The 26,680-nt window shown below is 52.3% G+C and carries 20 protein-coding genes; 11 read left to right on the top strand and 9 right to left on the bottom strand.

What is annotated here, in order from left to right:
- Positions 1 to 13: 13 nt before the first annotated feature.
- The 3 genes from gerPC to EYB31_RS27970 are packed head-to-tail and all read right to left on the bottom strand — an operon-like array spanning position 14 to position 1,107.
- Complete coding sequence (gene gerPC / locus EYB31_RS27980) at positions 14 to 610, bottom strand: spore germination protein GerPC (RefSeq protein WP_131016775.1); 597 nt, start codon at positions 608 to 610, stop codon at positions 14 to 16.
- A gap of 38 nt (positions 611 to 648) precedes the next feature.
- Entirely contained in the window at positions 649 to 867 is a 219-nt protein-coding gene (locus EYB31_RS27975; RefSeq protein ID WP_131016774.1) for a spore germination protein GerPB, read from the bottom strand.
- Between the two features lie 3 nt (positions 868 to 870).
- Positions 871 to 1,107 (bottom strand): spore germination protein, encoded by a 237-nt coding sequence (locus tag EYB31_RS27970; protein ID WP_131016773.1) that lies wholly within the window; start codon positions 1,105 to 1,107, stop codon positions 871 to 873.
- A 137-nt stretch (positions 1,108 to 1,244) separates the two neighbouring features.
- On the opposite strand from EYB31_RS27970, the gene EYB31_RS27965 reads away from it, so the two are divergent.
- The gene (locus tag EYB31_RS27965) at positions 1,245 to 1,715 is read left to right on the top strand and encodes an Hsp20/alpha crystallin family protein (protein WP_131016772.1); all 471 of its coding nucleotides are present in this window, start codon (positions 1,245 to 1,247) and stop codon (positions 1,713 to 1,715) included.
- Between the two features lie 222 nt (positions 1,716 to 1,937).
- On the opposite strand, the gene EYB31_RS27955 is transcribed toward EYB31_RS27965, so the two are convergent.
- Complete coding sequence (locus EYB31_RS27955) at positions 1,938 to 2,162, bottom strand: spore germination protein (RefSeq protein WP_131016771.1); 225 nt, start codon at positions 2,160 to 2,162, stop codon at positions 1,938 to 1,940.
- Between the two features lie 111 nt (positions 2,163 to 2,273).
- Here EYB31_RS27955 and EYB31_RS27950 point away from each other — a divergent pair, with 111 nt between their 5' ends.
- Positions 2,274 to 3,014 carry a YdcF family protein gene (locus tag EYB31_RS27950; protein ID WP_131016770.1) on the top strand — a complete coding sequence of 247 codons (741 nt, stop codon included), beginning with the start codon at positions 2,274 to 2,276 and terminating at the stop codon, positions 3,012 to 3,014.
- 412 nt (positions 3,015 to 3,426) lie between these two features.
- Here the strand turns inward: EYB31_RS27950 and EYB31_RS27945 are convergent, their stop codons facing one another.
- From EYB31_RS27945 to EYB31_RS27935, 3 genes are all read right to left on the bottom strand, one after another.
- Positions 3,427 to 5,943, bottom strand: a complete 2,517-nt coding sequence (locus tag EYB31_RS27945) for a U32 family peptidase (protein WP_131016769.1) — start codon at positions 5,941 to 5,943, stop codon at positions 3,427 to 3,429.
- Positions 5,944 to 6,088: 145 nt separating this feature from the next.
- A complete protein-coding gene (locus EYB31_RS27940) occupies positions 6,089 to 6,973 on the bottom strand; it encodes a pirin family protein (RefSeq protein ID WP_131016768.1) in 885 nt (294 codons plus the stop codon).
- Positions 6,948 to 7,427 (bottom strand): MarR family winged helix-turn-helix transcriptional regulator, encoded by a 480-nt coding sequence (locus EYB31_RS27935; protein ID WP_131016767.1) that lies wholly within the window; start codon positions 7,425 to 7,427, stop codon positions 6,948 to 6,950. Before EYB31_RS27935 ends, EYB31_RS27940 begins: the two co-directional genes overlap by 26 nt.
- Positions 7,428 to 7,638: 211 nt before the next feature.
- Between EYB31_RS27935 and EYB31_RS27930 the strand changes: the two genes are divergently transcribed.
- From EYB31_RS27930 to EYB31_RS27900, 7 genes are all read left to right on the top strand, one after another.
- Positions 7,639 to 10,833 carry an FG-GAP repeat domain-containing protein gene (locus EYB31_RS27930; protein ID WP_170318278.1) on the top strand — a complete coding sequence of 1,065 codons (3,195 nt, stop codon included), beginning with the start codon at positions 7,639 to 7,641 and terminating at the stop codon, positions 10,831 to 10,833.
- A 190-nt stretch (positions 10,834 to 11,023) separates the two neighbouring features.
- A complete protein-coding gene (locus tag EYB31_RS27925; RefSeq protein ID WP_131016766.1) occupies positions 11,024 to 11,272 on the top strand; it encodes an acyl carrier protein in 249 nt (82 codons plus the stop codon).
- Between the two features lie 5 nt (positions 11,273 to 11,277).
- Positions 11,278 to 12,474 (top strand): class-II aminoacyl-tRNA synthetase family protein, encoded by a 1,197-nt coding sequence (locus EYB31_RS27920; protein WP_131016765.1) that lies wholly within the window; start codon positions 11,278 to 11,280, stop codon positions 12,472 to 12,474.
- A gap of 12 nt (positions 12,475 to 12,486) precedes the next feature.
- Entirely contained in the window at positions 12,487 to 13,386 is a 900-nt protein-coding gene (locus tag EYB31_RS27915) for a hypothetical protein (RefSeq protein WP_131016764.1), read from the top strand.
- 166 nt (positions 13,387 to 13,552) lie between these two features.
- Positions 13,553 to 14,701, top strand: a complete 1,149-nt coding sequence (locus EYB31_RS27910; RefSeq protein WP_131016763.1) for an MBOAT family O-acyltransferase — start codon at positions 13,553 to 13,555, stop codon at positions 14,699 to 14,701.
- 361 nt (positions 14,702 to 15,062) lie between these two features.
- Positions 15,063 to 17,267, top strand: coding sequence for a methyl-accepting chemotaxis protein (locus EYB31_RS27905; protein WP_131016762.1), 2,205 nt, complete (start codon positions 15,063 to 15,065; stop codon positions 17,265 to 17,267).
- A 222-nt stretch (positions 17,268 to 17,489) separates the two neighbouring features.
- Positions 17,490 to 18,458, top strand: coding sequence for a sugar phosphate isomerase/epimerase family protein (locus EYB31_RS27900; protein WP_131016761.1), 969 nt, complete (start codon positions 17,490 to 17,492; stop codon positions 18,456 to 18,458).
- A 100-nt stretch (positions 18,459 to 18,558) separates the two neighbouring features.
- Here EYB31_RS27900 and EYB31_RS27895 read toward each other — a convergent pair whose 3' ends face one another.
- Positions 18,559 to 18,771 (bottom strand): hypothetical protein, encoded by a 213-nt coding sequence (locus EYB31_RS27895; protein ID WP_131016760.1) that lies wholly within the window; start codon positions 18,769 to 18,771, stop codon positions 18,559 to 18,561.
- Between the two features lie 270 nt (positions 18,772 to 19,041).
- Here EYB31_RS27895 and EYB31_RS27890 point away from each other — a divergent pair, with 270 nt between their 5' ends.
- Positions 19,042 to 20,652 (top strand): nitrite/sulfite reductase, encoded by a 1,611-nt coding sequence (locus EYB31_RS27890; RefSeq protein WP_131016759.1) that lies wholly within the window; start codon positions 19,042 to 19,044, stop codon positions 20,650 to 20,652.
- Between the two features lie 134 nt (positions 20,653 to 20,786).
- Complete coding sequence (locus EYB31_RS27885; RefSeq protein WP_165452656.1) at positions 20,787 to 23,609, top strand: stalk domain-containing protein; 2,823 nt, start codon at positions 20,787 to 20,789, stop codon at positions 23,607 to 23,609.
- 176 nt (positions 23,610 to 23,785) lie between these two features.
- Here EYB31_RS27885 and uvrA read toward each other — a convergent pair whose 3' ends face one another.
- A complete protein-coding gene (gene uvrA, locus EYB31_RS27880; protein ID WP_131016757.1) occupies positions 23,786 to 26,668 on the bottom strand; it encodes an excinuclease ABC subunit UvrA in 2,883 nt (960 codons plus the stop codon).
- Positions 26,669 to 26,680 lie beyond the last annotated feature (12 nt).

Raw genomic sequence — 26,680 nt, 5'->3', positions numbered from 1 at the left:
TCAGCTCATGGACTCAGCTTTTCCTTTTGTCGTCCAAATGTTTCTCCACCGCGGCCAAAACATCCCTTTTTACCCTGCCAAAAACCAGCTCTTCTTGATCGGCTTCGCTTTCTCCCGCCGCCGCACGCTGCGTCGTCTTTAAATAATGCCAAATTCGCCCTTCCATTTGTCCGCGAATATCCTGGATCATGAAGTCCCGGTAATCCTCGCTCAAATGAAAATCGCGTTCGCGTTCCAGCGACTGAATGTCAGCCGAGCACTCCTCGTCCAAATATTGAAATACGCGCCGCTCCACCCGCGCGTACATCTCCGGTTGTTCTGCACCGTCCGCCGCACCTACGGCATTACCGTTTACGGCGAGGTCTTCGATCGTTTTATCTCCTCCGGTCGGCGACAAGCCGATATTAAGCGTGCCTTCCAGTGTCTCCACCTTCAGCTGGTCAAACTTGTACTCGATGCGGTCGACCCGAATCGCCCGCTGCTGCTTCAACTGCTCAATCTCCTTGCTCATTTCACGTACCTTTTGCTCAAGCCGGACGATTTGGTCTGTTTGCCACTGCAAGTAGGCGTTAAGCTGCTCGAAATAAGATTTAGGCCAGCCGGCATTCATGGCAGCATCCTCTTTCTTACGAATAATTTAAGGAGCGTTTAAGGAGCGGTCGGCGACGCAAGCGGAACTAACGGCAGTTCCTGCTGGCTGGCCCCTGGTGCGGCCGATGGCGCCGGACCGGTAAAACCTCCCGAGTTGTATAAATTGGACAATGATTTGATCATGCCGGAGCTTCCGATTTGCAATACCGAGGAATTGGTCACACTGCCGACGCGAAGCTGGTGGATAATAATCGTTTGATGGACCGTCATATTCATCGGCTACAGTCCCCCCGCCTTGTTTGCCGTGACCGGCGAATTGTCGATCAAGTCGGAATCGTTGGTATTGGTGGAGCTGGCTACCGTATAGGCCCGCAAAAAATCACCGGTATTAAACGATCCTGCCCCGGCAAACGTCTTGGACGTGCTTTGCGGGGCGAGTTGAAGGGCGTCGCCGATATGTACGATGGAGCTCGGGCCGACATTCAGAATTTTAATGTTCCCGACGATCGCCGGCATGAGACCACACCCTCATGTTCGGATGAATTTATTAATTTATATGTGCCAACCGGCGGCAGTATGTTTTTTAATCATTTCCGTTCCTCCGGGCTCATATAATGCTTACGAAGATGGCGATAGCAAATGGGGTGAACGACATGGCCGACAAAAATAAAAAAGACGACGATCCGATCGAAATGGGCTGGGGGGCGTTCGAAAAGTTTTTCGGAGGTAAGCTGCCCTTCTCTCCGACCGGCGGCGGGGAAAATATGGCATGGGTCGAAAACTACGTCAAAGAAGTGATGAAGCAGGCGCTGCCGTCGGCTACCGCACAGATTAAGTCGGCGGATAATCCGATCCATACAGAGCTGTTCGAAACGCACAACAGCGTTGTCCTCAAAGCGCACATTCCCGACCGTACCATGGCTAAGCAGGTCAACGTGCTGGTAGGAGAACATCAAGTGCGGCTGGAAAACTTGCCGAACAAAGGCAAGCAGACGGTGCGCCTCAACAATCTGGTGAATCCCGATTCATGCCGGGCCGTATACAAAAACGGCATTTTGCAGCTGCACATGCGCAAGCAGACTTACGGCGATTATTACCATTCCGTGGATGTGCGGTTTCTATAATACACACATTTTATATTGACCGGCTTCTTCCAAGCGATTCCCAAAGATCTGGACGAGGCGGCCATGATCGACGGCTGCAACATTTATTCGGTGTTCTGGAGAATCGTTCTGCCGACAAAAAGGGATGCAAGCGTGGTGTTGACCTCGCCGGCATCCCTTTTTTTCAAGCCGGGGCCACAAAAAAAGGAGCCGCTCTCAGCGCCTCCGGATGATGCCATCCATTTAATTGTTCCCCGCATTATTGGAATCGTTAACATCAGGGTCGATCGTATTCGTAAAGCTGATGACCGATATCGACACCGACCAATCTCCTGTATTACCTCCGCCTCCGCCGGCGAACGCCTTGGATGTACTCTTCGGGGTAATTTGCAGCACATCGCCAAAATTGACGGTGCTATCGTCGGAAATGCTCACAAACTTGATGGGAGCCAGTATAATAGAGGGCATGCAGCTGCCTCCTTACTCGGGAGTTGTCATACACTTTATGCAGGCTCTGGTGAAAAAAGAACCTCCGGCGTAGTATAATACAAACAGAAATCCGAAGGGAACTGCAATGTGATGCTGTATATATTAAAATTTATTTTTAGTCTCATCAGCCCCCCCGGCCTGTTTATTTTACTTGCGCTGCTGCTGGCCCTTTATTTGTATCGCAGCCATAAACGGGCGGCTCTTCTATCCGCACTGCTTGCCGGGTTCATGTATTTGTGTTGTATGCCGCTGCTCAGCGACAGCTTGCTGAGGGCATGGGAGTACCGCTACACGCCTCCGGCGGATATTTCCGCCGATGCAATCGTCGTACTGACCGGCGGAGCCGTTGGCGGCGCTCCCGGCACCGGCGGTATCGGCGGTCTTACCGGAGATACCTTGAGCCGTGCCGTCACTGCGGTGGAGCTTTACCGGAAAAGCAGACTGCCGATCATCGTTTCCGGCGGCCAAGTGTTCGCCGATACCGGGAATGAAGGCCGGATCGCCAAGCAAACAATGATCTCGCTGGGCGTTCCCGAATCGGCTATTTTGCTGGACGATACAAGCCGCAATACCGCGGAGAACGCCGAGCATACCCGCGGTATCCTCACCGAGCACGGATTCAAGCAGCCGCTGTTGATTACATCGGCGTATCATATGGAACGGGCGGTGCACCATTTTAAAAACCAAGGCGTTTATGTCATCCCGTACCCGACCGATTATCGGACAAGCCCGCAATTCGCCTGGGATATGAATAAACTTGCTCCATCCGCTTCGGCGCTGGCTAAGCTCACTATGCTGGTCAAAGAGGTGCTTGGACTGCTTCAACGGTAACGTTGATAACGGGCCGTTGTAGCACAGGCACCGCTCCGCTCCGTTACGTTTGTCAGGTCTCAAGTCCATTAGATCCTCTTGGGCGATAGAGATGGCGTGCTAAGAGCCTTTTTTTGCACAAAAAGACGCATTCCGGCGAAGGAGGCCATTGAAAAAGTAGCGAAGTGAGCGAAATTATTCCGGAGAAGCGCCAGCGTTCGCTTTTGTCTCCGAATTTCATCCGCCACATGCGGGTATAATCCAAGAAATTCGGAGACAATTGGCGATCGGAGGAATAATTCGCTCATGCAGCGTTCACTTTTTCAGCGGTCTCCCGGTAACGGAAGCGTCTTTTTGTGTTTGCTTATTTATTATAGGTCCTGGTTTCTTCGCCGACACTCATGCAGCGCATGCCCAAGATCCGGTCTATCCATTATTTTACCAATTGTCCGCGTGTGACGCCAAGCTGGTTGGTCGCCTTCAGCGACTTCCATACTTGGGTTCCTGTAATATCGCCGCGCAGCGCCCGGTGGTACAAAGCAATCACCTCGCGCACCTTATCCGCCGTCTCCTCCAGAAACTCCACCCGGAAGCGCGGTACACCCAGCTCCATGAAGTTGCGGATATATTCGGCGCCGGACTGGTCAATCGCATTGTATACCGTATTGCGGCAGCCTTCGTCCACCCGCACCGGATGCGACATGCCAATCCGGTCCTGCAGCGAAACGCGATGATCTTCACAAGGACGGCCGCAGTTCATATAGTTTGTACCTTCGCTTAAAAACGTGCAGTACACGCAGTGCTCCGTATGAAACATCGGCATATGCTGGTGAATGACCAGTTCCAGCTTGGACGTATCCGAACGCCCCAGCATATCGACCATTTGCTGAATGTTAAGATCATACGACGGGGTCACCCGCTGCAGCCCGGACTCCAAAAACAACGCAGCCGTTTTATGGTTGGCCACATTCAGCGAAAAGTCGCCGATCAGCTCCGGCTGATACTCATCCGGACGCTCCTGACGCCGTTTCATAAACCAATATGCCGCTCCGGTATTGCGTACAAGGACCGCATCGGGACGCAAATTGATGATATTCTGAAAATATCCCGTCTCGCCCGGCATATGAATGCGCGGGGTTGCCAGCGCAATGCGTTTGCCCGCTGCGCGTGCGGCCTCCACTGCGGCCGGGAACTGCTTGATGAACTCGAAGTCGGCGTAAATCATCTCGACATCGAGTTCAGCCGCCGCGCGCACCTGCTCCAGCGTGCGGCACAGCGCAGTCAGCCGTGCTTGAGCCCGGCCGCCGCTCGGCAGCATCGACGGCCCTTGCGCAGCCGCATCGGCGTACACGTCGACGCGGCTGTGCATGAACTCGCGCGGCTGGCGGCGCTGCGCTTCCAGCAGCTCCACCGCGCGGCGGCGGATCGCGTTCAGCTCGCGCATCGGCACGATCAGCTCACCGCTGAGATGCGCGTCGACCCGCTCGAGCGCGAAGGTCGTGCCGCCGAGACGGCCGAGCTGCTCCTCGAACAGCGCCGCGTCCATCGGCCGCTTCTCGGCCGTCACCAGCGCCAGCTCCGACTCGACCGTCACGGTATGGCCGGCCTGCACATCGTGCCATACCGTCTTCAGCGGCTGGCCGGCAGCGCCGGTCACCTTAATGCGTACCGGGAATACGCGGTACGGCTTGTCCGTCTCGAATGTTTGGCGCAGCCGCTTGTCGAGATGCGGATCGTTTGTTTTCCAGATGCGGTCACCGACATGCACCCGTTTCAAGTCGACGTCGCTGCGGCCCGGCACAATTTCGATCAGCCCGCCCGGCGCTTCGCCCTCCAGCTTGTTGCCTTTGCGGCGCAAATCGTAGACGCGCCCGCCTTCTTCCTTCTTCGTCGGATCGCCCGCGTCAAAAACGATACCGTCGCCGCGCTTCAACGACGCTTCCAGCTCACACAACACACCGTCGCGCAGCACCTGCTTGACTCTTCCCAGATATACGCCGCGGCTTTTCGGGTAAGTACCCTCCACCAGCTGCTTGTTGTTTGTGCCTTTCAGGAAACCGTAAGTGAACCCACGCGAAAAACTTTGCTCCAGCTCGCGCAGCTCCTCTTTTGTCGGCTTCGGATCTTGCCCTTCAAAATACCGGTCGATTGCCTTTCGGTATTTGCTCACCACGTTGGCGACATATTCCGGGCTCTTCAGACGCCCTTCGATTTTAAACGACACAACACCCGCTTCGATCAGCTCCGGAATCAGTTCAAGCGCGGCCAAATCTTTAGGCGACAGCAAATAGGCGATATCGCCCATCGGCTTCTGTACGCCGTCGACCATCAGATCGTAGGGCAACCGGCATGCTTGAGCGCATTCACCGCGATTCGCCGAACGGCCGCCCCACATCTCGGAAGTAAGACATTGCCCGGAATATGAAACGCACAAAGCCCCGTGCACAAACACTTCCATCGGCTGCTTGGCTTGTTCGCCGATCGTCTGGATTTGCTTCAAGTTGTTTTCACGACCCAGCACGACCCTTTCGATATCGAAAGGTTTCGTAAACTCAACTGCCTCCGGGGACGTAATCGTCATCTGCGTCGAACCGTGAATCGGGAAGTCCGGAGAAATGTCCCGGATCATTTTGACCAAACCCAAATCCTGCACAATTACAGCGTCCACGCCCGCCGCGATACAAGCCTCTACCAGCTGCTTGGCGCTTTCCATCTCGTCCTCAAAAACGAGAATATTAAATGTAAGAAAGCCCTTCACCCCATATAGATGAAGAAACGACATGATATCGGGCAGCTCGTCCGTCGTAAAGTTTTTGCTGCGCGCCCGGGCGTTGAACTTTTCCACTCCAAAAAAGATCGCGTCCGCTCCGTTCGCCACGGCCGCCCTCATACAATCCCAATCCCCCGCAGGGGCCAACAATTCAATATCTTCTCTGCGTACTCGCCGCATGGTTACATTCCTCCGACATTCTTATATATCGGTAGTTTATCAGAAAACAGCGGCAACAACCAACTAAGCGCGTGCTGTTAATATAAACCGCTTCTGATTTGCCCGGAAACAAGCCGGATATTGAGAATTACACCTGGAACACCGCTCAGAAATTGGCGTTGCCCATTTTACCGGATTGAAAATCTTTGAAAGCTTCTATAATCTCTTCACGGCTGTTCATCACAAAAGGTCCATGCTGATAGACCGGTTCGTCAATCGGTTCGCCACTCAGAACTATGACCAGCGTATCGTCCGTCAGACCTTCTATTGCAATGAGCCCGGACGTATTGTCAAACAATACGAAGTCCCCTTCGTTAGCCGGCTTGTCACCGTTCATCTGTGCTTTGCCTTTGAGCACCAAAACCGCAGTATTATAGGAGGCCGGCAGCTCGAATTGCGCTTTACCGTTCTTATTAAATTGAATATCGAAAAGATGAATCGGCGTAAACGTCGAGGCCGGACCGCGAGTGCCGTTGTAATCCCCAGCAATGATGCGGACTTCTCCGCCTTGGTCGGGCAGCGCAACTCTGCCCATATCTTTCTTGAGCAATTCCTGATATTTCGGAGGATGCATCTTATCCGCCCGGGGAAGATTAACCCACAGCTGAATAAAATGAAACGTTCCCCCACGCCGGGAAAACTCTTTCTCATGATACTCCTTGTGCAGCAATCCGGAGCCCGCCGTCATCCACTGCACATCGCCAGGTCCGATAATCCCGTGATTGCCATGATTGTCATGATGCTCAACGTACCCTTCATAAGCGATCGATACAGTTTCGAAGCCTCTGTGGGGGTGGGCTCCAACGCCTTTTACGGTATCGCTGGGCGGAAACACATAAGGCGCGTTATAATCCAACAGCAGGAACGGACTGAATCTTTGGCCTAAATCGTTCACGGATGGAAAATAGTTGGATACCCGAAATCCGTCACCTACCATATGAAACGGCGCTCCGCGGTAAATCCCCTCAATTGTCCGATATGTTTCTGTCATCAATATGCACTCCTTTGCCTATGATTTTGAGCATTTCTATCGCTTCTAGTTTTTGTTCGGCGGTAAGCCCGCTGAAGATATGATTCACTTCAGCCGCATGCTGCGGAAAAATGCGTTCGAACAGTTGCCTGCCGTCATCCGTCAATTCCGCATACACCACCCGCCGATCCTCTTGGCAAGGGATTCGCGCAACCAATCCCCGCTTCTCAAGTTTGTCCACGTTATATGTCATCGTGCCGCTTGAAATCAATATTTTCTCGCCGATTTTCTGAATAGGAATCTTCCCTTTTGTATACAGCACCTCTAAAATGCCGAATTCAGAGGGAGACATGCCGTAACGTTTAATATCCTTGGCCGCTTTCTCCATAACGCTTTTATAAGCTTTGGACAAGACGACCATCAGCTTAAGCGAAAGCGCCTCGTCATTCTGTATAGTTGGCGGAGTCACCTTCATGCACCTCCATCACATTTTTATCTTCAACTCAATTATCTTGATTTAAAGATATATTGTAAAAAGCTTTTTGTCAATACTTCCGCATCCAGCCGACATCAAACGACATTTCACAGCAATTGGCAGCGATATCCGCGGCCGCCCTAAAGTTAACAAAGAATCCGATACGTGCTATAATAGCAAGGATAGACACCTTGAAAACAGAGGGATTTCATTGAAACGGTTGCTCCTCCGCATTTCGATTTTTGCAGCCTGCACGCTGCTGGCGGCCGGAGCCGCTTCTTTTTTTGTCGACAGGGAAGAATCGGTTCGGCTGTTATACGCCACCGCGGGGCAGGATGAAGATTTGTCCGCTTTCGACTCGTTCGAGCAGACGCTGAATGCCAATCTTAAAGTAGAGAAGCTGGATCTTGGCGGCATGAGTCCACGCCAGTTAAAGCAGTATGACGCTGTATATTTGGACCCGAATGTACATAAGGCCGGAAACCGGTATTCCGACATGTTAAAAAGTTACGTGGCCGAAGGCGGTTCTTTGTTTTTGGAAAATGTGTTCGCCGGCGATTTCCCTCCCGATTTCCTGGGGGCGGCGTCGGTTGTCGATGTGCCTGCTGTCAGCGGCAAACCGCAGTTTGAATATCCGGCGGCGGAAAGCAATCTCGAAGGCATGCAGCAAGTATTCCACCGCTTTGCCGACAATTATTTCAAGCGGACGGACATGAGCGCCATGCCCGGTTTTTCCTGGGGGCGCGGCATCGTACCTTCGACCGCGGAAACACTCGTTTCCATGCAGGGCATTTCCTTGTACACGATGAATCAATACGGCCGCGGTTCGGTCATGCTGAGCGGGACGCTGCTGCCGAACCGGTATTTCATCACCGGCTCCGATTTGGCTTCGGGCCAGGACGCCGGGCAAGGGTTTCCGCAGCTGCAGGCGCAAGTCAACGCCGCGAAAAAGCCGGTACCCGGCGCGCTTTATTTCAACCGCGAGCAGCTGCCGCTGGAGCCTTATTACAATTATACGTTTGCCGCGGCCAATCGGCTGTTCCGGGATGAATATGCGGCTTACGTGTCCAAGCATCGGCTTGGCTACAGCCTGAAGAAGGTGCTGGGCACCTACGGCCGTCCCGCCATGGCGTATCAGAACCATTTTGAGGCGCTGCAGGCGATCCGTGACGGCGAAGGCATTCAATGGGCTGAGCTGCTCAAAAAGTACAACCAGATCCCGTCGTTTTCGCTTGTCCGCTCTTCGTTCACTTGGGGACGCTGGCGGGAAAGTCTGGTGGTTCACCTGAATATGGGCACAAACGCCAAACCGCAGTTTGCCGGTGAAACGCCCAACTCGTTTTATTCCAGCGGTACCCGGCTGATGGCGGACGGACAAGCGGTCGGCCTTGCCGAATACCCGGAATACAAATCGCTGGGCGACGCGATTGATCAACCCTATCGCGCGGCGCCGGCCCTAGCCGATCTTACCGGCGACGGCAAGCCCGACTTGATCGTCGGCTCCGCGGACGGCAAAATCGTGGCGTACGCGAACCTCGGCGCGCAGCCGGACGCCTACGGCAGCCAGCAGCTGCCCGCGGGTGCGTCGGCGCCCGATGCGTTCGCCGCACCGCAGCCGCTGCGGCTCGCCAGCGGCGCCGCGCTGACCGCGCCGGGCGGCTTCGCCTCGGTCGCCGTCGGCGACTTGAACGGCGATGGCCGTCCCGATCTCGTGATCGGGACGGGCGATGGCGCCGTTCTCGCCGCACTCGGCGGCCAAGGCGGCTTCGCCGCGCCGGTGGCGCTGACCGCCGGCGGCGCGCCGCTGCGCGTGCAAGGGCCGGCGGTGCCCGCGCTCGGCGCTGTCGATGGCGACGGCGTGCCGGATCTCGCCGTCGGCGGCGGAGACGGCCGCGTTACGCTGTTCCGCGGCATCGCCGGCCAGCCCCTCGCATTCGCCGAGGGGCGCGAAATTGCGCAGATCGGCGCGTCGTTTGCAGCGCCGTCGCTGCGCGATATGAACAGCGACGGCAAGCTCGATCTCGTCGCCGGCAGCGTGGAAGGCGATCTGCGCGTGTTCCTGCAGACGGACAGCGGCCCATGGCAGCCTGCCGGCGTAATCGAAGGCGCGACAACGAACCAGATCGGCAACAAAGCGCTGGTCGGCGGGCACAACTCGGTGCCGCTTTGGTATGACCTTAATCATGACGGCAAAGACGACCTGATCGTCGGCCAGTTGGAATTCGGCATCCCGTCGAATATTGACGATCCGCAATTTCCTTATAAAGAGCAGTTGAACGCTTTTATCCAATACAACAAAGACAATCATATGGAACTTTATCCGCACGTATTCGTTCATAACTATACGAGCGATGAGCAGGAGAAGCAGGAAATCGCGCTGCAGCGCAAAGCATTCGACACGCTGGGCATTCCGTGGGGGACGCCGGGCACAAACCAGCATACATGGCGTGTCAACAATCCGGTCGCGGCGCAAACGTTCAAAAACGAAAACGACGCCGGCATGTGGTTTAACTTCGGCTATCGGCCGTCCAATACGCCAAACGATCCGCGGCTCGGCACAACGCCCGAATACATCTGGGGGCTGCCGTTCCTGCTGCGCGATAATACCTTCAAGCAGCCGATGATGCTGTATACGCCGGCTCCGGTATTGCGGCTGGATCCGACATATTCCACGGTCGACTTGTACGATACGTACGCAGCATTCGACTTGCCAATCGACTATTTCGAACATATCGAATACCATTTTCCGACACGTGTGCCGGAATTGCTGGAATTTGTCAAATTCCTGGAGGATATCCGCGGCAAATACGATTACAACTTTATGACCGAACCGCAGATGGCCCGTTCTTTCTTGGCGGCGTTCACCTCGCAAGCGAAGGTTACCCGCTCTTACGGCGCAATCGCCTGGGAAAAGCTGAAGCGGTTGGCCGGAAGAAATCCGGCGCGTACGCTTCACGTCTCCGCACAAACGGGTGCGGTGCCGGAGCTCGCCGGGCTGTATAAGCAATCGCTTGGCTATGTCGTAGAGCCGGGGGCGGCTTTTGCCGACCGTCCGCTGTCGACCGACGCGGACATCTGGACCGCGCAGGGCAGCCGGCTGTATGCCGGCGTCGGGGAAGGCACGGCACAGGTCCGCTTCGGCGCCGCACTCCCCGATTCCCGCGGGCCGCATATCGTGCGTGCCAACATGCCGGTGAAACTGCAGCGGGATGCAAACCGCTGGACCGTGGATCTCCTATCCCCGGGACTGCAGCAAATCAAGCTCGTCAGCGCACGCCCAATCGACGTTCAAGGCGACGGCGTGAAGGTAGAGCACAACGAGAGCGATCAAAGCTATACGATTACCCGTTACGGCGATGTCAGCCGGATCGTGATCAGCCTGACGGGTGCAGGCGCTTCGCCCTAAATGGTTCTAAGAGGCGGTTGATTAGCCGGATCGTCTGGACCAATTCCGGGTTAACTGTCCGGGGCCGAGCTGTCCTTTCCAACCTGCGCTGCCGTCCTAGCGGCACAAGAAAGGCCAGTGCCGCTCTGCTGTGGCCACTGACTCATTTTACAAATTGCAATTCCTAGCAAATCACTATAGGAGGTTTCCCATGTCCGTCCTGCAAGAGTTGGAGCAGCACATCCGCAACCGTTACGAAATCGACGAAGATGACGATGAATTTACCGTTGATGTGCACCTTTTCGATTACGGGTACATCGATTCCATCGGCGCAACCGCGCTGATCGCCCATATCGAGAAAACTTACGGCATTCAAGTGACCAATCAGGATTTGATGCTTCATCCGCTGAACACAGTGAAGGAAATTGCCGACTTTATCGGCGTTAAGAAGGCGAGGTAACCAGCATGGAATGCGTCGTATCCCTTGAAGGGCTGGCTGAAAGCCAGCACGGGCAGGTGAAATATGCTGCCGCTTTTATCGACGAGCATATACAAGATATTTGGCTGGAGAACGGCTCTCTGCACATCGTGCACCAGTCGCAGAAAACCGATCAAGAAATCAGAGAACGCGTGCAGCGTTTGATCAACCGTTTCTCAGGCGGGGATTTTGGTTTTAAAGAAAATCTGCTGTTCGAGCATCACGGTCCGAAACCGTACGAAGGCGATATTATCGCCGAGCTGGTGAACAAAAAAATCATCAAGGTGCTGGAGCCCGGCCTGTTCATATTCCGCGAGCCGTTTTCCAGTTTGATGCGGTTTTTCGACTATTCGTTTGTCACCAAAATCGCCGGCAAATTCGAAGGTTTGACCGAGGAATCGTACCCGGCGGTCATTCACTGCGACACGCTGAATAAAACAAACCACTTCACATCGTTTCCCGAGCATATTCATTTCCTGACTCATCTGCGCGAGGATCTCGACGTGATCGAAACGTTCTCCCAGACGATCCGCGACGCGGGCGGCTGGAAGCAAGACGATCTGCTGGATTTGCAAGAAACGATGCCTAAACCGAAGTTTGCGATGAACCCTTCGACGTGTTACCACTGCTACGAGGGATTGCAGAATGAGACGCTGGAAGGCGACGGGCTGGTCGTTACGGCCATCTCCAAATGCCACCGCTTCGAGTCGAAAAATCACGGCGACTTCGGACGTCTGCTCGATTTCAGCATGCGCGAAATTATTTTTGTCGGCAAGCCGGAGTTCGTGAAGGAAAACCGTCTTAAATCGATTGAATATTTAAAAGAGCTGGCTGCGGAATGGAACGTGGACAGCATGATGGAAATCGCCAACGATCCGTTTTTCACCAACGATTTTCAAGTAAAAGCTTCGTTCCAGCGTAACCAGGAGATGAAATACGAGCTGCGGTTGACGATTCCTTATGTGAATAAATCGATTGCGTGCAGCTCCGTCAATTTCCACAGCAACACGTTCGGCAACGCTTTTAACATTAAAATGGGCAAAAGAAACGCGGTTACCGGCTGTGTCGGCTTCGGCATCGAACGCTGGACGTTCGCTTTCCTGTCGCAATTCGGCCTGGACGAAGCGCAATGGCCGGCGGCGTTCCGCGAGCAATACCACGCCTGGCAGCAAAAATCTCTGTAAGATGTGATGACGATGAAACTCGTAAAAATACTGCGCAGCAACAGCTTTGTGCTGATGCTGCTGGCGGCGTTTGTGCTTTCCGATCTGGCGGTATCGTGGTGGAACCCGATGGTCACCTCGCGCCGCTTCTACAAAAACGACTTTACCAAAACGCTGTACCATCACAACTGGGCCGATTCCGGCCCGGTTTTCTTCGGTAACTCTTCCGTAACCGGCGCTTATATCGAAGAAGATGCCCAGGTGCGCCTGACCGAGATGGGGCTGTCCTACGGCAAGCTGACCGATTTGAAAGAGATTTTGGAGCGCGGCTTGTACGACGTGAAAGGCCAGCTTGTCATAGGCATCGATGTGCATACGATGCTTGACGCCCTGGAGACGGACCCCACCTACCAATGGTTTAAACCGTGGTATCAGCCGTATGTCTACACCTACCGCGACTATTTCCGCGATTCTGGCGGGGAGTTCGTGCGCAACGCCTTCAAAGGCAGCTTGGCTTATGAGCCGCGCTGGATCGACAAAGAGCTGTATTTCGGGCAAACGCAGCCCGACGAGCTTAAAGCCAAATGGAGCGATTATGACCGACGGTTCGGCTGGATGACGATGCCCGATTTCAAAGCCAATTTGCAGGCGCTTGATTGGATTTTGGCATACGCCAAAGACCGCGGCCTGCCGCTGCGTGTCGTCTGGATGCCGTGGAACCGGGGATATGAGCTGCCGCGCTACATGCCTGCTTTAAAGGAAGACATTAACCGCCGTCTGGAACTATATGGCGTACCGGTGCTTGATTTGCTGCAAACGTACGACCCCAAGTACTTTCACGATCTCGTGCACCTCAGCCGCAAGGAAGGCGCGCCGGTGTTTACGAAGGAGGTGGACGGATGGCTCCGTTCGCTAGAAAAACCGTCGAAGTAATCGTCTATTTGGTCATGCTGCTGATCGTGCTGATTCATTTTACAGGCAAAGGTTTGTTTATTTACGAGGGCTTTTAACGCTTTCGATGCAAGCTTTCCTTCGGAAAGCTTTAAGTTTATGCTTACGATGCAAGTTTTGCTTACGCAAAACTCTAAGGAGTCTCCCTATGTGGTACTTAAATATGAACGCGGTCATGGCTATGGTCGGCATGGCTGTCGTTCTAGGCTTGACCCGCCGCTGGGCGGATAACAAAAGGGTTGCGCTGCTGCTGTTCAACCTCGCTTTTTTGGCCGTGTTCAGCAAGCAGTTGTTTGTGTTTAATCTCGTTTATACCGCGGTCAACTATATCGGCTTCCGTTGGTTATGCTCCGCTTCCTCGGGACGCAGAGGCTTGTTTATCGCGCTGGTGGGACTTAATATTGCCGGGGTGTCGCTACTGCGCATATACGGCATGCTTAAGGTGGAGCATCCGCTGTTTGATGTGGTGATGGTGCTTGGTCTTATTTATAATGTACTGAAGGTTATCGACTCGCATTATTTCGCTTATTTCGTCGGACAAGACGCCAAAGCGAAACCGATTGATTACGCCAACTATATTTTGTTCATACCAACTTTTACGTCGGGCCCGATTTTAAAATTCCGCGATTTTATGGCCGATACCAAGCAGCCTTACAAGGTCGATGCCTCCATTGTGGAAGCTTGCGTCAAACGGATCATTCTCGGAATTTTCAAAAAAATTGTGCTGGTCACCTGGATGACCGATGTGTTCGACAAAATGAGAGGGCATGAGTTGCACACCCATGAATCGCTGTTTTTGATGATATGGTTCTATGCCTTGATTTTCTTCGATTTCTCCGGTTATTCGGACATAGCCATCGGTTTCGGCCGATTAATGGGCTACAATATTCCGGAGAACTTTAAAAAACCGTTTCAGTCGCCCACCCTTACGCAGTTTTGGCGAAATTGGCATGCTACGCTTGGCGATTGGTTCCGCGACCATATCTTTATGCTCTTTTCCCGGAAAACCCCGGGACGATGGACAACGGCCGGCTTATCGGTCCTGATCATGGTGCTGATGGGATTATGGCACGGCTTCAGCTGGCTGTATTTTTTATATGGCGTCTATCACGGCGTCGTAATCGCTCTGGAAAGCCTGCTGGGCTTCTCTACCGTCAATAAACGCAAAGTTTCAAAGCTATACTTTTACACGCGTTGCGCCATCACTCAGCTTATTGTCATCTTTGCTGTCGTCGTTTACAGCGGCAGCGAGGAAACCGTGCTGCATATATACCGCGGCCTGCTAAACTGGCCTTAATTATGCCCTTCCGTTACGTAAACGGAACGGGCTTTTATTTTGTCCACCCCTCCTCCTTTTCGTCCACTCCTTTCAAATGTTATATTTCCTTCCCAAATTTCTATTTCAAAATATAAAATCTAGTCATCTTTTGTCCAATGTTATGTTTCGCAACAGCCCAAGACGAACATTACCAATGTTTTTCACGTCATTATTCGTAATTAAATCGGCAAGTTATAAAATAATAAATAATTACACATATTGACATGTCAGTTTATGTGTAAGTAAAATAGTAACAAAGCTCACACAAATAATCCGCATCAATTATCTTGTTAATATTCGGAAAACGGGCTAAACGAGGATGGACCAGGGAGTGGATGCCATGTTTGATTGGTTAGGATTTCGCAAAGGGTTGCCGTTATGGTGGTCTTATCGATTGAACCGGCATAGAAAACCGGTCGTCGAGGATATTTTTGAAGGCATTGCACAAACGAGGATAGACCTTCTGAACAGTTGGTGTCGCGAGTATTGGGGGCATCTGGACCGTTTGCGCCGCCAGGTGGAGTCTTATGTCATGGATACCCGGGGCGAAGCCGATATCGCTTCCTATGCCCCTTATTTCGAAGCGGTGATGGACCGGGGCAGCGATTTCTCGGAGCTGCTGCTGCTGGACGACCAAGGCGTCGTTGTTCATTCGACCTACTCGCTTCACATCGGCAGGCAGCATTCATGGGAGTCCCCGATGTTTCTTGGCATCCAGCATGCCCAACAAGGGGGCCCGTGCCTGTTCGGACCTTACGCAGACCCGCTCACGTCACAGATTGGACCCAGCACCTCCAAGTTCCACGACGAAATGACGCTGCTGTACATAACGCCAATTATCCGCCCGGACGAACGTGTCTTTTTATTGTGCGGCCGCGTTCCCAACGATGTATTGGGCGACTTGATCCAGCGGGAATCCGGGCACGTATATCCCGATTCCGGCGATAACTATTTATTTATGGCTAAGCCTGTGCTGAACAAACACATAGCACCGGGAACGGCGCTTTCCCGCAGCCGGTTCGAGGATTTTACGTTCACCCATGGCGAGAACTTGAAGGATGGGGTTAAAACGGATTGGGGCATCGTAAAGGTGAAAGAGCATACCGAATTGGAGCTCATGTTTACCGACCCGGCGACCGGCAAGCTTCACCCGGGCGTTGCCAGTACGATTGCCAACGGCAGCAATCTGTTCGTCGAGTTTCCTGGATATTCCGACTATCGGCATATTCCGGTTATCGGTAAAGGCGTTACATTTCAGCTTCCGCATTGTCCCGACGTCTGGGGTCTGATGTGCGAAGGCGATCTGGAGGAAGTATACCGGATCCGCGGCGTTCATCTGCGCATTATTCGTCTGTATGCGTGGATCACGGTCATCTCAGCCTTGCTTGGCAGTGTGCTGATCGGTCTCGCCGCTAATTACGGAGGGGCTGCATGGGCAGGCATTGCCGCGCTCATCTGGATCCTGTTTACCGGATGGAGCGGCCGGTTGATTCTGAGCCGTTACGGAACATCGCCGGTCGTGGACGGGCTTCATATCATCCATGAATTTATACGGAAGGTTGCGGAGGGCCAAGGCGATTTGACTCAGCGGCTGCCGCTTTCCGAATTCGCCAACGATGAGTTGAAGGAAATTACCAAATGGATCAACAATTTTATCGACTCTCAAGAAGGCATTATTTCACAGGTGAAGCTGGCAACACTGGATGTTGACGGAAGCCAGAAGCTGCTCAGCGTCAACACCTCATCATCGGAAAAATCGACGCATCGCGTGAAAAACAAAATCGACGACATGATCTCCGGTACGCTTAATCAGTTAAAGGACATCGACTCGGCCCGCGATGTCGCACAGCAGATGAGCACCACGCTGATGGCGCTGGAACAAACCGCATCGAATCAAATTGCCGTCGCCCAGACCGAAGTCGCCAACATCGGCGATAAAATGAAGCAGATTCAAGATAAAGTGCTGGAAACTAACCGGACAATCAGCGCCTTTCTTGTGTCTACACAAAAAATCACCGATTTTCTGCAGGTGATCCGTGAAATTTCCGCACAAACCAATCTGCTTGCACTGAACGCTTCCATCGAAGCGGCGCGTGTTGGCGAGCACGGCAAAGGTTTCTCGATCGTCGCCAGCGAAATTCGCAAGCTTGCCGATATGACCGTGAATTCGGCTACCGTCATCAATGAGACGATCACGGGCATCCAACAAAACGCGTCTGTCGCTCTCACTTCGATGGAAGAAGGCAATCTTGCGGTGACCGAAGGCGCACGGCTGGTCAACGCCACCGTCGAGGTGCTGCGCGATGCCGGTCAACAGGACAGCGTAAGATTACAGGTGGTTAACGATATGGTGAAGCTAATTGAGCAGGTCGCGGTCGTCAGTATCCAGAACCGTAAAATCTCCTCCGATGTGGAGAAAACCGTACACGAACTGATGAGCGACATGTTTACCGTGCGCAATGCCTCAACCAGCGTGGAGGTCATCACCAACTCGCTGCTGCAGTTGGTCAACCAGTTCCAGTTGACGGACAAGCGCAGAAGATAAATAACGTATTGCCTCATTTATATAGCTTTAGTCGCGGCCCCCTAAAGGCCGCCTTTCTTTTTGCCGCAAGCTTGTCTGCCGAAAAGCAGAAAACCGCCAGCATATCCGATTTTGCGCTGTTTGTATGCGATATCGCACTTTTCTCCGGGCAACAAACGATGGTATAATAGGTATGACTGAACGTACGCGCGTTCATTCGTTACATATAACGGAGGTGTACCTATGAAGTTAGGTGTTTTTACCGTATTATTCGGGCAAAAGCCGTTTGAAGAAGCGCTCGATTATATCGCATCCAAAGGCTTGGATGCCGTTGAACTCGGTACCGGCGGATACCCTGGCAACGCGCATTGCGATCCGGATGCCCTGCTCTCCGACGAAGGCAAACTGAAAGCGTTTAAGCAAGCCATCGCTTCGCGTGGTTTGATGATCAGCGCGCTCAGCTGCCATGCCAACCCGCTTCACCCGCAAAAGCATATCGCCAAAGACTCACAAGATACGATTGCCAAAACCATTGAGCTTGCTAACAGATTGGAAGTTCCTGTCGTTAACACATTCTCCGGATGCCCTGGGGATCATGAGGACGCGAAGTACCCGAACTGGCCGGTTGCTCCATGGCCGCCGGATTATCAAGAGATTTTGGCTTGGCAGTGGGAACAAAAGGTAATTCCTTATTGGACGGAAACCGGTAAATTCGCCTCCGAACGCGGTGTCAAGATCGGCCTCGAATTGCACGGCGGCTTCTCCGTACACACGCCGGCCACGCTGCTGCGTTTGCGCGAAGCTGCGGGCGACGTCATCGGCGCCAACCTGGATCCAAGCCATATGTGGTGGCAAGGCATTGATCCGGTGCAAGCGGTGCAAATTTTGGGCCGGGCCGGAGCGATTCATCATTTCCATGCCAAGGATACGTCGATCGACCCGATCAATGTCAACAAACACGGCGTGACCGACATGCAGTCGTATACGCTAATGCTGGACCGCGCTTGGCAGTTCCGTACCGTCGGTTATGGCCACGACATGAAAACATGGGCCGACATCATCAGCGCGCTTCGTCTGGTCGGCTACGACTACGTCGTCAGCATCGAACACGAAGACGGCTTGATGTCCATCGACGAAGGTTTCACCAAAGCGGTGCAAAATCTGCAGCAAGTGCTGGTCCGCGAACCATTGACCGAGATGTGGTGGGTATAAGCTCGCCCCCATACCCCGCACTAATAAGATCATATCATAGCGAAAAGCCCTCTTCGTTCACCAGAACGAAAAGGGCTTTTTTTAATTCATTCCATGCTTCTTAAATTTTGTCCGCCCAGTGCATAAACATAACTACGTCCATGACCAAAAAAACAACCAGACTTACAAGACCGAAACCGATAGCGAACGGATTCCGCTTTTTAGCTGCAAACAAGCGAATAACGCCGATGGCAATAATTATCGTAAACAGAATGACAAATACGTCAAATCCGTTGAAGTTGCTCGCTGCTGCCGCTCCTTCAGCCAAAAACATCGGTAGACCCCCTTTAATGTACAAATTGCCTAGTATCAATATTATCGTGACTTGCATTCATATGCAAGCTGTACCATCCAAGTGTAACAAGTTTGTCACCAATTCCAATTCGTCAAGACAGCTGAACAAAAGGACAGGCGATTACCTTTTTTAATATTATGTAAGCCTTGCCTGATTTACGGCATGAAGCAAACGTGTTACTATTATTGTAACATATCATACTAAAACCATCGGAATTTACCTTTTTCACGTTTAAGGGAGAACTGCAATATGGCATATAAGCCGATTTGGGCGGAAGATCCAACCAAGCTGAACAAGATGGAGCTCATAAAGCTGCAGAAGGATGGCCTTGACGTTATCCGCACCATGATTGAAACGTATGCCCGTGAAGGTTACGACGCCATCGAAGAAGACGATATGCAGCGCTTCAAATGGGCCGGCGTGTATGAGCAAAAACCAAAGGACGGCCACTTTATGATGCGTGTCCGTATCAATTCAGGCTTATTGACGACAGACCAAGCCCGAACGCTGGCAGAGATCGCCCGGGATTACGGACGCGGTCTGATCGATATCACGACCCGCCAAGCCATTCAATTCCACTGGCTGCGTATCGAGCATATACCGGATATTTTTTACCGTCTGGAGGACGTCGGCTTATATTCTTACGAAGCCTGCGGCGACTGTCCGCGCACGATTGTCGGTAATCCGCTGGCCGGAATCGATAAGGACGAGCTGATGGATACGACCGCTCTAGTCCATCAGGTTAACGGCTTTTTCCTGCTGAACCGTGATTTTTCAAATTTGCCGCGCAAGTATAAAATGTCCATTTCTTCGAATATTTATAACTCCGGCCATGCTGAAATTCAATGTTTGGCGTTTACTCCAGCCAGCAAAATGTTGAACGGCGAGGAAGTGCTCGGATTTCACGTCTGGGTTGGCGGCGGTTTGTCAGCGAAACCACATCTGGCACAGCAGCTTGATCTGTTTGTCCGTCCGGACGATGTGCTCAAGGTTGCCGTTGGGGTGACGACGATTTACCGCGATGAGGGTTACCGCGCAAAACGCCATCATGCGCGTCTGAAGTTTTTGGTGGCCGATTGGGGCGCAGAACGATTCAAAGAGAAGCTCTTCGAGCTGATCGGCGAAATGCCGTCGCGTGGCGACGACAAGATTGTCGGCTGGAAAGCGGCCTATTTTGACGGCGTGCACCCGCAAAAACAAGAAGGTTTGAACTATATCGGCCTCAACGTTCCGGTAGGCCGCATGAATGCTCGTGAGCTGACCGAGCTGGCCCGCATCTCCGATGAATACGGGGATCAGCTACTGCGTACAACCGTTTCGCAAAATATAATCCTATCCGGCGTTGCTGACGCCAATGTCCCCAAGGTGCTTGCCGAACCGCTGCTGGAACGATTAAGCCCTTACCCGAACCGGTTTATGAGCCGCACCGTCTCATGTACGGGCAGTGAATTTTGCAATTTGGCGATCGTGGAAACGAAAGAACGCGCTGTGCAAGTGGCGCAATATTTGGATGCCCATATCGAACTGGACGAGGAGATTCGCATTCACTTTATCGGTTGTCCCAACGCCTGCGGCCAAAAACATATCGCCGATATCGGGCTGCAAGGTACGCTCATCCAAACGCCGAAGGGCATGGAAGAAGCTTTCGAGATCGCCATTGGCGGCATTCTCGGACCGGGCGCGAAGTTTAACGAACCACTCAAAGGCCGTGTCAAAGCCGATGACCTTGGCCCCGTTCTCGCTCAACTGATCTTGTTCTACAAAGAATACCGCTGCGATGAGGAAACGTTTCATCAATTCGTAAACCGTGTCGGCATTCACGCCATGCAAGAGAAATTGTCGCAGCTATTAGCGTCCTAATCGTATGCTTTTCAATTCCAAGCCGTCCTTTCGGGATGGCTTTTTTGACTGTATATCGTTTCTTTATGACCATAGGTAAACATTTCCTTAATTTTGCCGATATAGTAAAAGAACTGACAGATGGAGGAGATTACATGACTGAACGATTGTATGTACATTGGACCAAACGCGCCTTGTTTGGTGCGGCTGCGTTGTGCATGTCCCTCGCTTGGAGCGGACAAGCCAAAGCAGCGGATCAAGCAGGGCACACTCCGGGGGAAATTATTGCCAAATGGGATCAATACCGCCCCAAATATACCGGAAGCCCATTCATCGAAACGCCATTGATGGTGCCCCCCTACTCAACAGGCAAGCTGAATGCCGAATTTATTCAAGACGGAGTCAATATGGCCAATTATGTGCGCTTTTTAGCCGGATTGCCCGACGATTTGGTTGCAGACCCGCAGTTGAACAACCAGGCCCAATATGGGGCTGTCCTGCTGGCGGTAAGGGATAAGGGCTTGTCTCATTACCCGGAGAAACCCCCAACCGTAGACGACGGCTTTTACAAAATCGGCTATCAGTCGACAAGCAGCAGCAATTTATACATGGGACTTTCGACTTTGCACTCCACGGTCCTCGGTTATATGAGCGATAGCGATATGAGCAACATTGACCGCGTCGGACATCGCCGCTGGATTCTGAATCCGCCGCTCAAAAAAATCGGATTTGGTTTCGCCCAAGGAAACGCTGCTTATTCTCCGATGCAAGTTTTTGACAAAAGCGGTTCGCCGCTGTTTTCTAAGCCATATGTCGCTTGGCCAAGCAGCGGAGCCTTTCCGACCAACAGCTTCAAACACAGAGATGCCTGGTCCATTAGCCTAAACCCGGACCAATACAAAGTCCCGTCGGCCGACAAAGTCAAAGTTGTCCTAACTCGAAAAGCAGACGGCAAAGTTTGGACCTTCGGCCAGAAGGACAAGGGCATCGTAACCGATCCTAAGCTTTTTCCCGAACGTAATTATTTTAATGTTGAAACGTCGGGTTTCGGTATAGCCAACTGTATTATATTTCGCCCCGCCCATGTAGGTTCGATTGTCCATAACGATGAATACGATGTGCAAATTACAGGCATCGAAACGGCTAGCGGGGCTCCTACCGCCATTACTTATACGGTTCGCTTTTTTGACATTCCCGATAAAGATGAGCAAGCGGCTTTCTTAAGCGAATGGGCCAAACCAAATGGGGAGAAAGCCAATCTGACGCCTGTCGTTTTTCAAAGCGCCGATTTCGAGAAGATGATTCGTACCATGCTGGAAAAACCGCAGGAGCCTGTGACCGAATGGGATCTTTCGCGGATTCCCGCCCTCGATTTCGACTATGGTAATGGGGACATGGCCAAAGATGCCGGACTGCTGAAGAAATTCACCCATATCAAAAGTCTGAAAATGTTATATACAAAAGACGCCGATGTGTCGTTTATTTCGGATTTAAAAGATCTTCGCGATCTCACGCTTCGCAATCAGAACAATACGATCAACGGCGTCGAAGGAATCGCCAAGCTGAACAAGCTGAAACTCCTGTATTTGCAAGGTAATTTGGCTACGACGCAGCTTGCCGCCCTGCTGAGCAATATGCATTCGCTTCAACAGCTCGATATTTGGAGCGATGCGGTTACTGACTTAACTTTTGTGCCGGAAGCCGCCAATTTACGCCACTTATCAGTTGGTGGCAAGTCGCTGCAGGACGTCTCTTCTTTGTCCAGGTTTAATCAGCTTCAAGAGCTCGGCCTGCACAGCAATGCCATTCAGGATTATTCCCAGTTAGCCAAGCTGCCGCAGCTGTACAAGCTTGATTTAACTTATGTCGATTTGCCGGATATCGCTTTTGTGACCGGGCTTTCGCGGCTTCGCTCTCTCGATATTTCGGGCAATCAAATCAGCAGCTTAGCACCGCTATCTTCACTCGCCAACTTGGAGACACTCACTGCGCACAATAACCGGATTCGCGATTTGACGCCTTTAAGCGGCCTTTCCAAACTGAAGACGCTGCAAATAGCATCAAATGGTATCAGCGATATTTCACCTTTATTCAATTCAAGCTTCAAGCTGCAGAAGGTCGATCTCAATTACAACTTCCTGGATACCGCTGCGGGCAGTCCGGTGCGAACATGGCTGGATTCATTCCCTAAAGGAGATGCCACTTTCGAGAAACAGCAGCAGTTAAAGGTGAAAAGTTTGCGCCTCTCGAGCGCTGCGGGAACCTCCTCCACTTTACGGTACATGTTGGTCGGCGAATCGATTCCGGCTGAAGCCGTCTCTGTGTATAACGACTATAGTGAGAAAGCCGTAGGCGGGGATGCAAGCTGGGAATCATCCAATTCCGATACGGTGTCTGTGGAGAGCGGAGTAATTACAGCCAAAAAACGGGGATATGCTTCTATTAAAGTGTCCGCTACCGACATGGAACAAACTTTTAATGTAACGGTGCTGGATAAACACACGATCGACAGCTACGTCTCTAATATGCTTACCGATGCTTCCAGAACCAAGATGAAAGGTATGGTTGTTCTTGCGATCAACAACTCCAATGCCTTTGTCCAAGGCTCGAAAAAAACACTGCAGGCCAAACCGCTCATCGACAGTGAAAACACCATGCTGCCGGTTCGATTCGTCTCTGAGAATTTAGGGGCTGAGGTTGCATGGGATGCGGAGACGCAAACCATAACAATCACGGGCGGCGGCAACAAGATCAGCATCACCGTAGACGCAAGCCAGATGACCGTCAACGAAACGAAAATGGACCTGCCGGTTCCGGCAAAAATCATTCAAGATAACACTTACTTGCCGCTGCGGGTGCTCTGCGAAGCGCTTGGCAAACAAGTCTCTTACCGCGACGGGGTCATCATTATCGCTGAACGCAATTATGAGCAAGATGACGATTTGTACGCCGAGCTGCAAGCAATGTATGAGAGATAACAAACGATAAGTTAAGAACCAGGAGAATCTAAAAAAGCCATCCCGGACCAATATAGGATATGCTCCCCATACGGTAGACAGGTGAAATAATAAAAACCTGCTGCTGTATGGAAAGCACTATCACTGGCGGGATGGCTTTTATGATATTAAACGTTTAGTTCGAGCAGCGACAGCTTCTAAACGGCCGCATCCTCCATCTGCTTCAAGCAGGCTGCATAGTCTTCCGAACGGGCGCGATCGCGCTCCAGTATCGGTTTCAAATAATGCCCCGTGTAAGAACCTTTCACCTTGACCACGTCTTCCGGTGTGCCGGTGGCAACGATACTGCCGCCGCGCGTTCCCCCTTCAGGTCCGAGATCGATGATGTAGTCGGCGGTTTTAATGACGTCCAGATTATGCTCGATAACGAGCACACTATCGCCATTCTCAACAAGGCGATGAAGCACCTTCAGCAACCGGTCGATATCGTCGATATGCAAACCTGTCGTTGGTTCGTCGAGGATGTAAATCGTTTTGCCTGTGCTGCGGCGGTACAATTCAGCAGCAAGCTTGACACGCTGCGCTTCTCCCCCCGATAACGTCGTTGCAGGTTGGCCGAGATTCATATATCCAAGGCCTACATCAAGCAACGTCTGCAATCTGCGATGAATACGCGGGATGTTTTTGAAAAATTCGCAGGCGTCTTCGATCGTCATCTCCAGCACTTCAGCAATGCTTTTTCCTTTATATTTCACTTCCAGCGTTTCGCGGTTGTACCGTTTCCCTTTGCAAATCTCACAAGGCACGTATACGTCGGGCAGGAAGTGCATCTCGATTTTGATAATTCCATCACCGCGGCACGCCTCACAGCGTCCGCCCTTAACGTTAAAGCTGAACCGACCTTTCTTGTAACCACGAACCTTGGCTTCGTTGGTTGCGGAGTACACGTCGCGAATATCGTCGAATACGCCCGTATACGTCGCAGGATTCGACCTTGGCGTACGCCCGATCGGCGACTGGTCGATATCAATGACTTTATCGACATGCTCCAAGCCGTTGATTTCCTTGTATTCACCCGGCCGAACCTTCGCTCCATTCAGTTCACGGGCTAATGTTTTGTACAAAATTTCATTGATCAATGTACTTTTGCCGGAGCCGGATACACCTGTCACGCAGGCAAATACGCCAAGCGGTATTTTGATGTTTACGTTGCGCAAATTGTTTTCTTTCGCGCCGCGGATTTCCAGCCACTTGCCGTTGGGTTTGCGGCGTTCGGGGGCGATCGGAATAAACTTGCGTCCGCTTAAGTATTGACCGGTTAACGAGTCGTTATTTTCCATAATCTCTGCCGGCGTTCCTTGGGCAATGACCATCCCCCCGTGAATACCCGCGCCCGGTCCGATATCGATGATATAGTCGGAAGCCAGCATCGTATCTTCGTCGTGCTCCACGACGATCAGCGTGTTGCCGAGATCGCGCATATGCTCCAGCGTCTTAATTAAGCGGTCGTTATCCCGCTGGTGCAGTCCAATGCTCGGTTCGTCCAAAATGTACAGCACGCCCATTAAGCTGGAGCCGATTTGTGTAGCCAGCCGGATACGCTGTGCTTCGCCGCCGGACAATGTACCGGCAGAGCGGCTCAAAGTCAAATAATCGAGCCCTACGTTCACCAGGAAGCCCAGGCGAGCCTTAATTTCTTTCAGTATCAGATGGGCAATCGTCATCTCCCGTTCGGTCAACTGCAAGGAATCAAACCACGACTGCGCTTCGCCGATAGAATAAGACGTGACATCCGCAATGTTCTTGCCCCCGGTGGTCACCGCAAGCACTTCCGGCTTCAGCCGTTTCCCTTTGCATTTACCGCAAGGCTTAGCGCTCATGTACGTCTCAATATGTTCGCGAATACCGTCCGAGAATGTATCCCGGTAACGGCGCTCCAAGTTATGAATGATGCCTTCGAATGGAACAAGCGCTTCTTTGGTATGGCCAAAATCGTTCTCATAACGGAAGCGGACTTTCTCCCCACCGGTGCCGTTCAGCAGCTTCTTCATCTGCTCTTCCGACAGCTCTCCGACCGGTACGTCTCTCGGAATCCCGTAATGCTCGCAGACGGCAGCCAGGAACTGCGGATAATAATTGGACGTGCTGCCCGCCCATGCTTCGAATGCTCCGTCTTCGATCGTCCGTTTCAGATCGGGAACGAGCAGGTCGGGGTCGACAATCATTTTGCTGCCAAGCCCGTCGCATTCCGGACAAGCGCCAAAAGGGCTATTAAAAGAGAACATCCGCGGAGCCAGCTCTTCAATGCTAAAGCCGCATTCCGGACACGCCAAATTTTGGCTGAACAATAACTCTTCTTGCTCCATGACATCGACAAGAACGCGGCCATTAGACATTTTAAGCGCCGTTTCGAGCGAATCGGCGAGACGCGTTTGCACATCGTCTTTAATAATAATCCGGTCTACGACCACTTCGATGGAGTGCTTCTTGTTTTTCTCCAATTCGATCTTCTCGGAAACGTCCATCACTTCGCCGTTGATGCGCACGCGGACAAAACCTTGCTTGCGAATATCCTCCAGCAGCTTCGAATGTTCGCCTTTGCGTCCGGAGACGATGGGAGCCAGGATTTGCAGCTTCGTCCGCTCCGGGTACTCCATAATCCGGTCCACCATTTGTTCCACGGTCTGGGATGTAATTTCAATCTTATGGTCGGGACAATGCGGATGACCGATTCTGGCGAACAGCAAGCGCAGATAATCGTATATTTCCGTTACCGTGCCCACCGTTGAGCGTGGGTTGCGGCTGGTCGTCTTCTGATCGATGGAAATGGCCGGAGACAACCCTTCGATTGAATCCACATCCGGCTTATCCATCTGCCCGAGAAATTGACGGGCATACGCCGACAACGATTCGACATAGCGGCGTTGACCTTCGGCGTAGATGGTGTCGAAAGCTAGAGATGATTTGCCAGAGCCGCTAAGGCCGGTCAACACGACAAATTTATCGCGCGGAATGACGACGTCGATATTTTTCAAGTTGTGCGCTCGCGCGCCTTTAATGACGATTTGGTCTCTTGACATGATTTCACCCTT

Origin of the sequence: Paenibacillus thalictri (genome assembly GCF_004307995.1) — a bacterium.
Taxonomy (GTDB): domain Bacteria; phylum Bacillota; class Bacilli; order Paenibacillales; family NBRC-103111; genus Paenibacillus_AF; species Paenibacillus_AF thalictri.
The sequence above is the reverse complement of the archived record's forward strand: the minus strand, read 5'-3'. Positions and strand labels throughout refer to the sequence as shown.